General features: G+C 63.0%; 16 protein-coding genes and 1 pseudogene. 8 read left to right on the top strand and 9 right to left on the bottom strand.

What is annotated here, in order from left to right; translation table 11 throughout:
• Both AADA04_RS02735 and AADA04_RS02730 read right to left on the bottom strand, forming a co-directional pair.
• A partial coding sequence (locus AADA04_RS02735) for a hypothetical protein (RefSeq protein ID WP_340691699.1) occupies positions 1-424 on the bottom strand: 424 nt, incomplete at its 3' end.
• Entirely contained in the window at positions 396-791 is a 396-nt protein-coding gene (locus AADA04_RS02730; RefSeq protein WP_340691701.1) for a hypothetical protein, read from the bottom strand. The genes AADA04_RS02735 and AADA04_RS02730, both read right to left, overlap by 29 nt.
• Positions 792-826: 35 nt before the next feature.
• On the opposite strand from AADA04_RS02730, the gene AADA04_RS02725 reads away from it, so the two are divergent.
• The 4 genes from AADA04_RS02725 to AADA04_RS02710 all read left to right on the top strand — a co-directional run bounded on the left by AADA04_RS02725 (position 827) and on the right by AADA04_RS02710 (position 3,830).
• On the top strand, positions 827-1,072 hold the full coding sequence (locus AADA04_RS02725; RefSeq protein WP_340691700.1) for an endo-1,4-beta-xylanase: 246 nt from the start codon (positions 827-829) through the stop codon (positions 1,070-1,072).
• Complete coding sequence (locus AADA04_RS02720; RefSeq protein ID WP_340691698.1) at positions 1,069-1,362, top strand: endo-1,4-beta-xylanase; 294 nt, start codon at positions 1,069-1,071, stop codon at positions 1,360-1,362. The genes AADA04_RS02725 and AADA04_RS02720 overlap by 4 nt, the downstream gene beginning before the upstream one ends.
• A 49-nt stretch (positions 1,363-1,411) precedes the next feature.
• A complete protein-coding gene (locus AADA04_RS02715; RefSeq protein ID WP_340691697.1) occupies positions 1,412-2,443 on the top strand; it encodes a LacI family DNA-binding transcriptional regulator in 1,032 nt (343 codons plus the stop codon).
• A gap of 340 nt (positions 2,444-2,783) precedes the next feature.
• Complete coding sequence (locus AADA04_RS02710; RefSeq protein WP_340691696.1) at positions 2,784-3,830, top strand: serine hydrolase; 1,047 nt, start codon at positions 2,784-2,786, stop codon at positions 3,828-3,830.
• Between the two features lie 7 nt (positions 3,831-3,837).
• Here AADA04_RS02710 and AADA04_RS02705 read toward each other — a convergent pair whose 3' ends face one another.
• From AADA04_RS02705 to AADA04_RS02690, 4 genes are all read right to left on the bottom strand, one after another.
• Positions 3,838-5,463 carry a GMC family oxidoreductase N-terminal domain-containing protein gene (locus tag AADA04_RS02705; protein WP_340691695.1) on the bottom strand — a complete coding sequence of 542 codons (1,626 nt, stop codon included), beginning with the start codon at positions 5,461-5,463 and terminating at the stop codon, positions 3,838-3,840.
• A 70-nt stretch (positions 5,464-5,533) separates the two neighbouring features.
• Positions 5,534-6,220, bottom strand: coding sequence for a hypothetical protein (locus AADA04_RS02700; protein ID WP_340691694.1), 687 nt, complete (start codon positions 6,218-6,220; stop codon positions 5,534-5,536).
• Positions 6,221-6,226: 6 nt separating this feature from the next.
• Positions 6,227-7,681 carry a hypothetical protein gene (locus AADA04_RS02695; protein WP_340691693.1) on the bottom strand — a complete coding sequence of 485 codons (1,455 nt, stop codon included), beginning with the start codon at positions 7,679-7,681 and terminating at the stop codon, positions 6,227-6,229.
• Positions 7,682-7,802: 121 nt separating this feature from the next.
• Positions 7,803-8,072, bottom strand: coding sequence for a hypothetical protein (locus AADA04_RS02690; RefSeq protein ID WP_340691692.1), 270 nt, complete (start codon positions 8,070-8,072; stop codon positions 7,803-7,805).
• 260 nt (positions 8,073-8,332) lie between these two features.
• Here AADA04_RS02690 and AADA04_RS02685 point away from each other — a divergent pair, with 260 nt between their 5' ends.
• Positions 8,333-9,274 (top strand): 2-oxoglutarate and iron-dependent oxygenase domain-containing protein, encoded by a 942-nt coding sequence (locus AADA04_RS02685; RefSeq protein WP_340691691.1) that lies wholly within the window; start codon positions 8,333-8,335, stop codon positions 9,272-9,274.
• An 88-nt stretch (positions 9,275-9,362) separates the two neighbouring features.
• The gene (locus tag AADA04_RS02680) at positions 9,363-10,361 is read left to right on the top strand and encodes an amidohydrolase family protein (protein ID WP_340691690.1); all 999 of its coding nucleotides are present in this window, start codon (positions 9,363-9,365) and stop codon (positions 10,359-10,361) included.
• Here the strand turns inward: AADA04_RS02680 and AADA04_RS02675 are convergent.
• From AADA04_RS02675 to thiS, 3 genes are read right to left on the bottom strand one after another with little or no spacing between them, the layout of a single operon-like run.
• Positions 10,343-11,563: a TIGR03862 family flavoprotein gene (locus AADA04_RS02675; RefSeq protein ID WP_340691689.1), complete on the bottom strand. Its 1,221-nt coding sequence runs from the start codon at positions 11,561-11,563 to the stop codon at positions 10,343-10,345. The two genes, AADA04_RS02680 and AADA04_RS02675, sit on opposite strands and share 19 nt — an antisense overlap.
• Positions 11,564-12,337 (bottom strand): thiazole synthase, encoded by a 774-nt coding sequence (locus tag AADA04_RS02670; protein WP_340691688.1) that lies wholly within the window; start codon positions 12,335-12,337, stop codon positions 11,564-11,566.
• A 48-nt stretch (positions 12,338-12,385) separates the two neighbouring features.
• Positions 12,386-12,598, bottom strand: coding sequence for a sulfur carrier protein ThiS (gene thiS, locus AADA04_RS02665; protein WP_340691687.1), 213 nt, complete (start codon positions 12,596-12,598; stop codon positions 12,386-12,388).
• A 63-nt stretch (positions 12,599-12,661) separates the two neighbouring features.
• Here thiS and AADA04_RS02660 point away from each other — a divergent pair, with 63 nt between their 5' ends.
• Together AADA04_RS02660 and AADA04_RS02655 are read left to right on the top strand one after the other, a co-directional pair.
• Positions 12,662-13,105 carry a type II 3-dehydroquinate dehydratase gene (locus AADA04_RS02660; RefSeq protein WP_340691686.1) on the top strand — a complete coding sequence of 148 codons (444 nt, stop codon included), beginning with the start codon at positions 12,662-12,664 and terminating at the stop codon, positions 13,103-13,105.
• Positions 13,106-13,111: 6 nt separating this feature from the next.
• A pseudogene (locus tag AADA04_RS02655) lies at positions 13,112-13,377 on the top strand (acetyl-CoA carboxylase, biotin carboxyl carrier protein); the annotation flags it as partial.

Raw genomic sequence — 13,377 nt, 5'->3', positions numbered from 1 at the left:
GTCTGGCCTCAATGGAAATGGCGAGGTCCAGTGCTTCTCCAGGCTGCAACAGTTCCAGCCCGGCAGCGGCGGGACCGGCTGCTTCGAAAGCGCCGGTCAGGTGTGAGACCGGTTCGACGCAGAAATAGGGCTCATCGGCCGGCGTATAGACCACGCAATGTTGCGCCCCCCGGAGCGACGTCACCAAAACCTGCAGGCCGGTCTCCGGCTGGATGATCGTGGCAGATCCTTGCCAGCCCGCATAGCAGTGATCGAGCTCGGTTCCCGATACTGGACGTGGGCTCGCAAAGCTGGTCGCGGCATCGATTGGTTGGGAAACCAGAGGGCCCTGTCCCATGGGCTGCTCGGTGCTGGCGGCGTCGAACCGGAGCGTCATTTGATTGGTACACGGATTATTAGGATGGAAGCCAAGCCCGGCAAGCATCGGGCTTGTATCTTGATTCAGGAGACTCAAGGCTCAGGGTGAGCCCGTTCTCACCCAATGTGACCTCTTGCAGGCATTCATAGGCCCATGGCCACCATTCGGTGCCACGCAGGCGCAGCAGGGTGCGGACGCCGGTCGCCTCGACGATCTCCCAGGACCGCAGCCAGCCCTCGCCATGGATGGCGTTTGCGTCGCCGTCCCAGTTCTTGCCGAGCTGGTAGCGCTGACCGAGGTGCATGAACGCGCCATTGCGGATCCGGTTGGAGAAGGGCACGAGCGGGAAACTGGCCGACTCGAGGGCGCTGGCAGCGCCGGACGCAGGTTGCGGTCGCAGCACGTCCAACCCCGCATACGTCGCAGAGACGATCCGTCCGCCTCGCGCCGGGTCGAGCGCGAGTTCGTATCCGTGCGACGCGGGGCGTTCCCCTCGATGGCGTCGGCATCCAGAGCCATTCCAATTACGAAATGCCGAATGAATTCACCCGCGACAAGCAGCGCAACTGGATCGCGTTCTGCGAGGAAGTCGTCGGCATGGGACTCGAAATCTACATCACCGAGTTTGACGTGAACGATACAAGGCTCAACTCGGACATGGCCAATCGCGACCAGCTCATTGCAAGCTATACACACGGGACTATTTCGACATGATGCTGGCATATCCGGAGCTCAAGGAAGTGCTCATCTGGGGCATGGTCGACGACCAGAGCTGGCTGCAGATCTTCCTTCCGCGCGCCGACGATGTCCTGAAACGCCCGACATTGTATAACAAGGACTACAAGGCCAAGGCGATGCGCTCATCTCTCGCCGACCCATTCTGGGGGGGCAGCTCGCCGGCAGGCGCTTTAATGTTGGGCGATTGCCTGTCTCAGGCCGGGTCCGTTGCTTCATACTTATGCACCTACCGTGAGAAGAACCTTGCCAACATTGTGTTTGGATAGTTAGAGGCTGAAGCCTCCAATACTTTAACATTGAGTGGATAGAATATCAGTGAGTAAGCGCCAACCGATTACAATCAAGGAAGTCGCCGAAGAAGCCGGCGTATCCCAGATGACCGTTTCACGGGTGCTGAACAAGCAGAAGCTCGTCAAGGAATCGACGCGCCTGCGGGTTGAAGCGGCGATTGCAACGCTCAATTACCGACCAAACCTGATGGCGCGCGGCCTGGCTGGCGGCAAATCCAAACTGATCGGGCTGGCCTATTACAACCCGAGTCCGAGCTATCTCAGCGCCCTCTTGGTCAGCGCACTGAAAGAGTGCCGCAATCTCGGGCATCATCTGGTTATTGAAGACCTTTCGGACATTGAAGGCGTGCTCGACGATTCGGTGATAGTCAAACGCCTGAGCTCCATCCGCCTTGACGGCTTGATCCTCGCGCCGCCGCTCAGTAGCAACCAGGCGCTGCTGAAACTGATGCAGGATATGGGGATTCCGGTTGTCGCCCTGAGTTTTCGCGACCCGCAGTCCAATCATTCGAGCGTCGCCTTCGACGATACTGCCGCGGCCTTCGCAATGACCGAACTTCTGATCGAAAAGGGTCACAAGCGGATCGGCTTCATTCGCGGGCCGCGCGAGCATCCATCATCTCCCCAGCGCCAGGTCGGTTATGAAAAGGCGCTGAAGGCGCATGGCATTTCGGTCGACAAGGAACTGATCTTCGAAGGCGACTTCACCTTCAAATCCGGTATGCAACTTGCCAACAAGGTGCTGGACGTCGACGCGCCTCCCACGGCCGTCTTCGCCAGTAACGACGATATGGCCGCCGGCCTCATTGCAGGCGCCCAGCGGCGCGGCGTGAAGGTTCCGTCAGGACTGTCGATTGTCGGATTTGATGATACTGCTATCGCCGCTGCGATCTGGCCACGACTGACTACCGTGAAGCAGCCAATCGCCGAAATGGCGCAGACCGCGGTCGACATGATCTCCGACATCACCAGTGCCGACTGGCGCGGAGAGCCAGCTCATGTGACGATTGACACGATCCAGATCGTCGAGCGGGAAAGTCTCACACAGCGAAACTGAGTTCCGGAAGGGCCAGCGACCGCAAGCCTGGACCCGCGAATCTGGTTCGGAAACATCTCACCCAGCGAGCCCCACATGTTCGGCCACCAGTATCCGTTAAGGGGCGACGATGTGCCCGTCAGTCCCTTCAGGATGGGATTGGAGCGAGTGGGCAGCAGGTTGCAGGTCGCCGGTACGACAGCCCGGTCGTTTTTGATCGAGTCACCCTGCGTCACCGTGGCATTCCTGTTTCACACGACTCCCGGAACCGTTGACGAAACGCCGCCAGACCTGTCCACTTGCGCGAGGCACACGTTCAATACGTGCCCATGTTCCATGAATTCAAGGCGGTTGCCCCGACATGACCTCATCCCGTTCTCTCTCACCCCTGCCGTCCCAGCCGACCGACACGCCTTGGCCGACGTCGGACTGGCCGGAAGCCCCGCCATCTGGCGACGTCGATTCAGCCAACCTGAACAGACTGCTGGACCTCGCCTTCAACGACCCCGCGCCTGAGGTGATGGGCGAAACCCATGCTTTCCTCGCGGTGCAAGGCGGGCGCATCGTCAGCGAGCGCTATTGGCGCGAATATACGGCCAGCGACACGTATCCCTCCTGGTCGGAAGCAAAGAGCATCACGCATGCCCTAATCGGTATCCTCACGCGGGAAGGCCTGATCGACGTCCATGCGCCAGCCGACGTGCCCGAATGGCAGGGAGCCAACGACCCACGCCGCCACATCACGCTCGACCAGCTGCTGCGCATGTCGAGCGGCCTGAAATTTGCGGAAGACTATGTCGATGCCGGCGTATCGGACGTGATCGAAATGCTGTTCGGCGGCGGCAAGGACGACGTGGCCGGCTTCGCCGCGAACTTCCCGCTCGTGCATGAACCCGGCAGCGCCTGGAGTTATGCCAGCGGCACCAGCAATATCGTCGCCCGCTGCGCCGCCCGCGCGCTTGGCAGGTCAGGTGACGATTTCCGGTCGTGGATGTTCCGTGAGCTGTTCGCGCCGATCGGTGTTCAGTCGGCGCTACCGAAATTTGACGCGCAGGGCACCTTCATCGGCTCGTCCTTCTGCTACGCCACCGCGCGCGACTTCGCCCGCTTCGGCCTGCTCTACATGCGCGATGGTGTTTGGGACGGCCAGCGCATCCTGCCCAAAGGCTGGGTCGACTATGCCCGCACGCCAACAAACACGCCGCCCACCGAACCACTCGGCTACGGCGCCCATTGGTGGCTCGGCATGTGCGGTCCCGGCAGTTTCTCGGCCAATGGTTATCAGGGGCAGTACACCGTGCTCGTGCCGGAGCTCGACCTCATCCTCGTCCGCCACGGCAATTCGATGGATGAACAGGGCGACGAGGTCAGGCGCTGGCTGGCAAAGGTTGCCGACTGCTTCCGCTAGGCGCGATTCACGACCGACCCGCCACCATGTCCCGCGACACCTTGTCGGCGATCATGATGGTCGGCGTATTCGTGTTTCCTGACACGATTGTCGGCATCACCGAGGCATCGATCACGCGCAGCCCGGCGACACCAAGCACTTTTAGGTCCATGTCGACGACGGCCAGCGGGTCATCGGCCCGCCCCATCCGTGCTGTCCCGACCGGATGGAAGATCGTCGTACCGATATCGCCCGCCGCCTTCGCAAGCGACACATCATCATCCCCAACGCCCGATCCCGGCAACATCTCGTCCGGATGGAAGGGAACCAGCGCAGCTTGCGCCATCAGACGCCGGGTCATCCGAATGGCATCCGCCGCCACGGCCCGGTCAGTCTCGGTCGCAAGATAGTTCGGATTGATAAGGGGCTTGGCGTCCAGCGCCGCCGACTCGATCCTCACCTCGCCGCGCGATGTGGGCCGCAGATTGCAGGCACTCGCCGTGATTGCCGGAAACCGGTGCAGCGGGTCGCCGAACTTGTCGAGCGACAGCGGCTGGATGTGGAATTCCAGGTTGGCCCTGTCCTGCCCCGCATCCGACCGCGCAAAGATGCCCAGCTGCGATGGCGCCATTGTCAGCGCCCCGCGCCGCCGCACCGCATAGTCCAGCCCCATGCCCATCCGGCCAGCCAGGGAATGATAGGTCTCATTGAGCGTCCGCGTGCCCGACACGCGAAAGATCGCCCGTTGCTGCAAATGGTCCTGCAGGTTCCGGCCCACGCCCTGGCGGTCAATCACAGGGGTGATGCCCGCCGCCTTCAGCCAGTCAGCAGGTCCGATGCCAGAGCGATGCAGTGTCTGCACCGACCCGACCGCCCCGGCGCAGAGGATCACTTCGCCCTTGGCCGCGGCCTGTCGGCGCTGACCGTTTTGCAAATATTCAACGCCCGCAGCGCGCCCGTCCTCGATAACAAGTCGATCAACTAAACAGCCGGTTTCGGTCCGCAGGTTGATGCGCCGCGATGCCGGCTTCAGGAAGCCCCGCGCCGCCGACCAACGCAGGCCCCGCTTCTGGTTGACGTGGAAATACCCGACCCCCTCATTGTCACCCGTATTGAAATCCTCCGTTACCGGAACACCCATCTCGCCAGCCGCATCGCTGACAGCGTCGAGTATGTCCCAGCGCACGCGTGGGTATTCGACGCGCCACTCGCCGCCCGCACCATGGTGCTCGGTTTCGCCAAGAAAGTGGTCCTCGATCCGCTTGAACACCGGTAAGACATCCGACCAGCCCCATCCCGGCAAGCCGAGATCGCGCCAATGGTCATAGTCCGCCGCCTGCCCGCGCATGGAAATCATCGCGTTGATCGCCGACGAGCCGCCCAGCACCTTGCCCCTCGGATAGGACAGCTTGCGTCCGTTCAGCCCGGCTTGCGCAACCGTCTCGAACATCCAGTCGGATCGTGGATTGCCGATGGCGAAAAGGTAGCCGACCGGAATATGGAACCACAGCCAGTTGTCGCGTCCACCCGCTTCCAGCAGCAGCACACGTTTGCGCGGGTCCGCGGTCAGTCGGTTGGCGACAACGCATCCAGCCGACCCGGCGCCGATAACAATATAATCGTATTCGCCATCAATCGGGTCTGCAGCAGGCAATGGGACGGTCCTTGTGGCTCCGCACCTGACTACAGGACGCAAATGCACTGCGCCAGTCGCAAGCCTTGTCCTAGCTTGCGATCCGTCCGGCAAATCGCGCATCGGCCCGCATGCGGTTCAGCACGACGCCGATGACGTACCCGCCACGCCGTTCGACGGCGAGCTGTGCATTGGCCACCTCCTCGGCGCCGGTCGATTCAGCCTGCACAACCAGCACGACGCCGTCGGCTTCACGCGCCACATCCAGTGCTGCGTCCGACCGGTCCAGCGCCGGCGCATCAACGATGATCCAGTCGGTGGACCGGCGCAGCGCCTGCCACCAGCCAGGCTGCGAGCGCAGGCGCACCACCTGGCCATGCGCCAGTCGCTCCGTGCGGAACCGCGTCACCAGCAGTCGCGTCCCGGTCACGGGGTGTGCCGTCAACAGTTTCGCCGTCCCGCCACGGCTTGCGGGCATCAATTCATACATGGGCGCACATCCGAGTGACGCATCATACGCCCGGCCGGGGCGCGCCACTCCGCTCGCAAAGCCCGCATCAAACGCGTCATAGGCCTCATTCTTTGCCAGCGCGAGATCGACCAGCCAGGCCGTCCGTTCGGCATGCTCGGCTGCCATCAGGGCGAACGAGGCCGCCATGCTGCTGGTGCCCTCGCCGCTGCGCGCCGCGACAAACATCACGGCACGGGCGCCCTGCTGCGGCCTCAGGCGCGAGGCAACGCTCCACAGTGTCGCCAGGTCCGGCCTCAGGTCGCGCATCCTCGCTCAGGCCTCCCCGACAGTCGCGAGCACGGGTAGGTCCAGCGTTCGCTCAACCGAGCGCCGCGTGGCAAAACCTGTGCGGGTCAGCGCCTTCAACAGCCCGGCAACAATCGCGGCGAAACAGGCCAGCAGAAAGGCGAGCACCGCCACCACTGACCGCGTCGCGGTCGGCCGCACCGGCACGCTGGCGGGCTCAAGCACGCGGATGCCGTCGAAGCGGCTCACACTGGCGTCCACATCCTGCCTCACCTCCGACATCAGGTCACGTTCCAGCAAGTCCCGCTTGCGCATCAGTTCCTTGTAGCGTGGCGAGAGGCCGGTGAGGCGCGCCTGACGCGCCTCGAACCCGGCGATCTGCCTTGCGAGGGCGGCTTGCTGGTCTTTCAGCGAAGCCGCCTCAGCCTGCAGGTCGCCAATAACCGACAGCATCTGTTCATAGCGCGGGTTCGGCCCCGTCCGCACCGTACCAACAGGTCGGTCCAGCGTATCGATAAAGGTTTCGGCCCGGGCTATGCGCCGGTCCATATCCTGCACCACAGCAGACCCCGGCAAATGATTGACCAGAAGCGCTTCGCGTTCGAGCTTCATGTCGATCAGCGTCTGCTCGGTCGAGTCCTCAACGAAGAGGCGTTGTTGCGGGCGGATCGCCCTGATCTGCCCGCGATAGGCGCCAAGCTGGCTCTCGACCTGCTGAAGACGGGAATCCGTTTCAAGCAGGTCTTCACTGGCTGCCTGGTAGAGCGCCTGCACGGTATCGCGCTCCGCTTCAAAATTGCTGATGCCCTGCGCCTCCAGGAAGCCGCCGACTGCGGCTTCAGATTCCAGCAGCCGGGCCTCCAGTTCCGTCCGGTCGACCGGCGGCCTGGTGGCCTGCGGCTGCGCCAGCACTTGCGAGCGATAGGCAAGATAGGCGCCGACAAGCGCATTGAGGACTTCCGCGGAAGTTTCCGCGTCTCCATTCCTGAAAGTTGCCGTGATGACGGGCGCCCTCGACGACGCCCATACATTGAAGTCCCGCTCCATCGCCTCGGCACCCATCTGGCGACAGTCCGCTGCGAGGCGACGAAGCCCTTCGGCGTCCCCACGTACGGCGCGGCTCCTGATTTCACAGGATTGGTTGAGCGCCGGATACAGGCGCGACATCGGAAAACGGTCGAGCACTCGGGCAACAATCACCGGACTGCGCAGGAATTCCAGCTCGGGCTGGACGAGATCGTCATGACTGGCGCCGCTGCCCGAAGACACGATCAGGCGGGAACGCGATTCAAACTGGTCAGGTCGCGATATCGCCGCCGCGAGACCGAGTGCGAACACCGGCACGAACACCAGCAGCATCAGCCACTTTGCCCGCCAGAACTGCACAATCAGGTCCGCTGCCCCAAGCCGTGGCCGCGATGCGGATGCCCGCGCTATGCCGTCTTTCGCCGGATCTCGGTTGGGGGCCTCGTTCAAAGGCATGTCGGTTGCGGCTCCTCACAGCGCGTAAGGAATCAAACTCGCACGCTGCCGTTTGATATTTCATTAAGCTTAACAACGGCGCCCGGACAGGAGCATCAGCGTCCGGGCGAGCCGCGAAAGCCTAGTTCATCAGTTTGAGCCATTCACGGGCTGACTGGAGGGCCTGCTTGACCTCGTCGGAGGACATCATGTCGGCCAGTTCGGCGCGCTGGGTCTTGGCATCTTCCATACCGCGCAGGGCGGCCAGGTTGAACCATTTGTGCGCGGCAATCATGTCGACTTCCACGTTGAGGCCGGTCGAATAGACCAGGCCGGCCTGGTAAAGTTCCTCTGGAGCCGAATCCGGTCCGAGCATTGAAGCGAGGTCTAAAGCGTAATCTGCAAAGGGCATTGTCTTGTTCCTGTTTCACCTTGCCACCGCATCGCCGGGATCCTTCCCGTGTCCTGCTTTGGCAACCACCACCCGCCTTGTCCGGCGATGTATGGAGAGTGCCGTCAGACATTTGCGTTATAGTTAACGCCAGACGGCCCAAAGGGGCAGAGTGTTACCGTCCGGGGACGCGCCGTTAACGCCCGCCCGCCCAGAGGCCTCTGACAGCCCAAAAGCCATTTTTACTTTCCGCTCTCGCGACAATCTGGCAAACCCAGACCATGACCGAATATTTCAAACCGATCCCGTACGCGCTGTGGCGCAAAGACAAGGCTGCTTTTGCCGAAGCGCTCGGAAATTCCTTTCGCGAGACCGGGTTCGCCGTCATCGCTGGTCACCCGGTCGACCAGCGCGTCATCGACGAGAACCTGCGCGCCACGAAAGCCTTCTTCGCCCTGCCCGATGATGAGAAGCTGAAATATGACGGTCGGTCCGGCGGCGGTCAGCGCGGCTACACCGCCTTCGCGACCGAGAATGCCAAGGGCCGCGCCCAGGCCGACCTCAAGGAATTCTGGCACACCGGCCGCCTACTGCCCGCGAACTCGCCCTATCGCGAGACCATGGCCGACACGCCCCATGTTGCCGAGGTCACCGATTTCGACCGCGCCACGCGCGCCCTCTTCGACGCGTTGGACGAAATGGGACGCGACCTGCTGCGCGCCATTGCGCTCCACCTTGGCCTCGATGAGCTCTGGTTCGAAGACCGGGTCGAAATGGGCAACTCCATCCTCCGCCTGCTGCATTACCCACCCCAGGAAAGCCCGCCGCCCGAAGGCACGGTCCGCGCCGGCGCCCATGAAGACATCAACGTGATCACGCTCCTGCTCGGGGCCGAGGAAGCTGGCCTTGAGGTCAAGCACCGGTCCGGCGAGTGGCTCAGCGTCAACCCGCCACCGGGCGCACTCGTCATCAATTGCGGCGACATGCTGCAGCGCCTCACGGCTGGCGTCCTGCCTTCCACCACGCACCGCGTCGTCAACCCATCGCCGGAGCGCGCGAAATTCCCGCGCTACTCGACGCCCTTCTTCCTGCACTTCAACCAGGATGTCGTGATCGAGGCCCTGCCCGGCTGCGTCGCCGAAGGCGGCAAAGCCCAGCCCCCGATCACCGCGCAAGATTATCTCATGGAACGCCTCCGCGAGATCGGGCTGGTGAAAGCCTAGCCCCACGGCACCCCTTGCCTCTCCGTCCCATTGCGCCTGAATAGGCGGCACAGCTCATTAGAAGCTGGCGGCAAGGCAGGAGGAACGCATGTTCAACAATACGGAATGGCTCGCACAGGTCCGCGAAGACGTGATTGACCCCGATCGCGAGATCGTCGACCCGCACCACCACCTCTGGCCCAAGCCTCATCTCAGCTACGACCTCGAGGAACTCTGGTCCGACACGGAAGACGGCCATAACGTGGTCCAGACCGTGTTCATGGAATGCGGCTCATCCTATCGCAAGGATGGCCCGGACCACATGAAACCCCTCGGCGAGACCGAATTCGTCGCCGCTGCTGCCGCCCGCTCCGCCACCGACCCCGACAAGGCCACCATTGCCGGCATTGTCGCCCATGCAGACCTGCGCCTCGCCAACCTCGATGAGGTGCTCGACGCCCACGTCGCGGCTGCCAACGGCCTGTTCCGTGGCATCCGTCATGCCGGATCATTCGACTCCAACAAGGACATCTTCTCGATCCCCGGCCGCGCGCCTGAGGGGCTCTACTTCGACACAGACTTCCGCCGTGGCGTCGCACGCCTTGGCCAACGCAACTTCACCTATGACACTTGGAACTATCACCACCAGATTCTGGATTTCGCTGATCTTGCCAGCGCGGTTCCCGACACGACAATGGTGCTCGATCATTTCGGCACGCCTATCGGCGTCGGCCCCTATGCCGACAAGCGCGAAGACATTTTCGCCAAATGGAAGGACGATATCGCCGCCGTCGCCGAGCGCCCGAACGTCTTCGCCAAGATTGGCGGCCTCGCCATGCCCGACAATGGCTTCGGCTGGAACACCCGCGCCACACCGCCCACATCCGACGAATTCGTCGAGGCCCAGGCGCGCTACTACCACCACGCCATCAAATGCTTTGGCCCCGAGCGCTGCATGTTCGAAAGCAATTTCCCGGTCGACCGGCTATCGATCAGCTATCATGTTCTGTGGAACGGACTGAAGAAGATCGCTGCCGACTATTCCGAGGCCGACCAGGCCGCAATGTTCAGCGGCACGGCGCGCAAGGTCTATCGGCTCGAATCCTGAAGCCAGTCGGTGGCCCCAGCGCCTGCGGCCTTGCCCGTCGCCAGGCAGGCCGTGATCAGGTAGCCGCCCGTCGGCGCGTCCCAGTCGATCATCTCCCCGGCGCAGAATACGCCCGGCATGTCGCCCAGCATGAGATGGTCATCCAGTGCGCTCCACGCCACGCCGCCTGTCGTCGAGATCGCCTCGTCCAGCGGCGCCGTGCCTGTAATCTTGATCGGCACGGCCTTGATCAGCTTTGCCAGTGCCGCGGGGTCAGCCGGCAGCGGCCCGCCCGTCGCTTCATGCAACAGCGCCAGCTTCACGCCGGACAGATTGACGCTCTTGCGCAAATGATTGGCCATGGACTGCTTGCCGCGCGGCCGCGCGAGTTTCGCTGCAATCGCGCCATCTTCGATGTCCGGCAGCAGGTCCACGAACAGCGTCGCCTTGCCGTCCCGCGCCAGCGCGTCCACCAGCGCAGCCGACAGCGTGTAGATGCCGCCGCTCTCAAGCCCGCGCTCTGTAATCACGAATTCAGATCGCGTCTCCTGACGCCCGCCCACACCGTCCGTCCACAGACGCACGGACTTCACCGGATCGCCCGGGAACTTTTCCTTCAGGTGATCCGACCAGTCGACAAGGAACCCGCAATTCGACGGGCCGAACGGCGCCGTCGCCACGCCCTTGCCGGCCAGCAAGGACGCCCATGCACCGTCAGACCCAAGACGTTTCCAGCTCGCCCCGCCCAGCGCCAGAATTGTCGCATCGGGTGTCGCCGTCACGGCGCCATCCGGCGTGGCGAACATGAGTGCACCTGTCTCATCCCATCCCTGCCAGCGATGGCGCGGATGCAGTACGGCGCCCATCTCCTGCAACCGGACAAGCCAGGCCCGCAGCAAAGGCGACGCCTTCATCATCTCCGGAAACACGCGACCCGTCGGACCGGTATGCGCGGCAATGCCAAGCCCCTGCATCCATTCCGTGATTTCATGCGGCCCGAACGTCTTGACCATCTCTGCCAACCGGGCATCCCCGCGATAGCGCGAAAGGAACACGTCCGCATCTTCGGCATGGCTGATATTCAGCCCGCTCTTGCCCGCCATCAGGAACTTCCGCCCGACACTCGGCATCGCGTCATAGATGTCGACACCAACGCCTCGAGCTGTCAGCGCCTCGGCAGCCATCAGGCCGGCCGGCCCGGCGCCAATGATTGCGGCGCGCACCTAGATCAAACCGGCGAGGGGTGAACTCGGGTCGGCGTACATTTTCTTCGGCATCCGCCCGGCGAGATAGGCCTCGCGCCCCGCGATCACCGCATGTTTCATCGCGCTCGCCATCAGGATCGGGTCTTTTGCCGCGGCAATCGCGGTGTTCATCAGAACGCCGTCACAACCCAGCTCCATCGCAATCGCCGCGTCCGACGCCGTGCCGACGCCTGCGTCCACAATTACCGGCACGCGGGTCTGTTCCACGATCAGGCGGATGTTGACCGGGTTCATGATGCCGAGACCTGAACCGATCAGGCTGCCCAGCGGCATGATTGCGCAGCAGCCGGCATCTTCCAGCATCCTGGCGTAAACCGGGTCATCCGAGCAGTAGACCATCACTTCGAACCCGTCTGCGATCAGCGCCTTGGCCGCCTCCAGCGTCTCCGGCATGTTCGGATAGAGTGTTTTCTGGTCGGCCAGCACTTCCAGCTTCACGAGATTCCAGCCACCGGCCTCGCGCGCCAGGCGCAGCGTCCGCACGGCCTCGTCCGCCGTGTAACAGCCCGCTGTGTTGGGCAGGTAGGTGAACTCGTCCGGCTTGACGAAATCTGTCAGTATTTCCTGGCTCGGGTCCGACAGGTTCACCCGGCGTAGCGCCACGGTGACAATCTCGGCGCCCGCCGCGCGCGCCGCATCGGCGTTCTGCTGGTAATTGGCATATTTTCCGGTCCCGACAATCAGGCGAGACGCGTAGGATTTTCCGGCGATGATCAAGGGTGTGTCAGTCATGTCTGCTGATCTGGCCGCGTTGACCCCGCCCGTCAACTCCTCGCCCCGTCAACCGCCCCCGACGAACTGTACAAGTTCCAGCCGGTCACCCTCTTCCAGCACGGTAAAGGCATGTTCAGACTTCGGCACGATCTCCAGATTGCGCTCCACGGCGACGCCGCGCGGGTCGCGCCCGGTGGCCTCCGACAGCTCTTCCAGCAGCATCGAAAGGGTCGTGCCTTGGTTAACCTGCCTTGCCTCACCATTCAGGGTGATCTGCATGTCTGCCGCCTCCGGTTCAAAGCCCCCTTGCCTTGCCGGGCGTTCCAGAGCAAGACGGGGCCCATGTCAAAACCGATATATGTTCTCGGTGGGCCAAACCTCAATCTGCTCGGTACGCGCGAGCCGGAGATTTATGGCTACGAAACACTCGAAGATATCCATGCTCGCCTGCGCAGCCTGTCTGCCGGCGTGCCCATAGAGGCGCGCCAGACCAATCATGAGGGCGAACTGGTGGATTGGGTCCAGGAAGCCTCTCGCGATGGCTCTGTCCTCATCCTCAATGCCGCTGCCTTCACACATACATCTGTGGCCTTGCATGACGCCCTCCGGGCCTGCAAAGTGCCGGTTATCGAAGTGCACCTGTCCAACCCGGCGGCGCGCGAAGCCTTCCGCCAAGTGAATTACGTTGCGCCTGTCGCAAAAGCTACGATTGCGGGCCTCGGCGCCTACGGTTATGAGCTTGCGCTTCTGGCAGCCAAGTCCCTGACGGGCCAAGGAGATATTTAGCGTCCCATGAGCACTGCAAAGACAAAACTCGACACCGGCCTGGTCCGGGAACTGGCCGCGATCCTGCGGGAAGCGGACCTCGGCGAAGTGGAAATCGAGCATGACGGCCTGAGAATCCGGGTCAGCAAGCCCGCTGCGCCTGTGATGCAAAGCGCGGTCATGGCCGCGCCGGTCGCTGCCGCCCCCGTTGCCGCTGCTGCAGCCCCTGCTGTAGCAGGCGCCCCCGCAGCGCCTGCCGTGTCGGACAATGCGATCAAGTCGCCCATGGTCGG

It is taken from the genome of Hyphomonas sp., from assembly GCF_037969335.1.
Classification (GTDB): Bacteria; Pseudomonadota; Alphaproteobacteria; order Caulobacterales; family Hyphomonadaceae; genus Hyphomonas.
Note: the sequence above shows the minus strand (reverse complement) of the source record. Positions and strands in the feature narration are given on the sequence as shown.

What these genes read in the sequence shown, in the direction of transcription:
- thiS (WP_340691687.1), bottom strand. Translation starts at nt 12,598, where the DNA reads ATGCAGATCACCCTGAATGGTGAGGCAAGGCAGGTTAACCAAGGCACG.
- AADA04_RS02685 (WP_340691691.1), top strand. Translation starts at nt 8,333, where the DNA reads ATGACCGAATATTTCAAACCGATCCCGTACGCGCTGTGGCGCAAAGAC.
- AADA04_RS02660 (WP_340691686.1), top strand. Translation starts at nt 12,662, where the DNA reads ATGTCAAAACCGATATATGTTCTCGGTGGGCCAAACCTCAATCTGCTC.
- AADA04_RS02670 (WP_340691688.1), bottom strand. Translation starts at nt 12,337, where the DNA reads ATGACTGACACACCCTTGATCATCGCCGGAAAATCCTACGCGTCTCGC.
- AADA04_RS02720 (WP_340691698.1), top strand. Translation starts at nt 1,069, where the DNA reads ATGATGCTGGCATATCCGGAGCTCAAGGAAGTGCTCATCTGGGGCATG.
- AADA04_RS02690 (WP_340691692.1), bottom strand. Translation starts at nt 8,072, where the DNA reads ATGCCCTTTGCAGATTACGCTTTAGACCTCGCTTCAATGCTCGGACCG.
- AADA04_RS02680 (WP_340691690.1), top strand. Translation starts at nt 9,363, where the DNA reads ATGTTCAACAATACGGAATGGCTCGCACAGGTCCGCGAAGACGTGATT.
- AADA04_RS02695 (WP_340691693.1), bottom strand. Translation starts at nt 7,681, where the DNA reads ATGCCTTTGAACGAGGCCCCCAACCGAGATCCGGCGAAAGACGGCATA.
- AADA04_RS02710 (WP_340691696.1), top strand. Translation starts at nt 2,784, where the DNA reads ATGACCTCATCCCGTTCTCTCTCACCCCTGCCGTCCCAGCCGACCGAC.
- AADA04_RS02700 (WP_340691694.1), bottom strand. Translation starts at nt 6,220, where the DNA reads ATGCGCGACCTGAGGCCGGACCTGGCGACACTGTGGAGCGTTGCCTCG.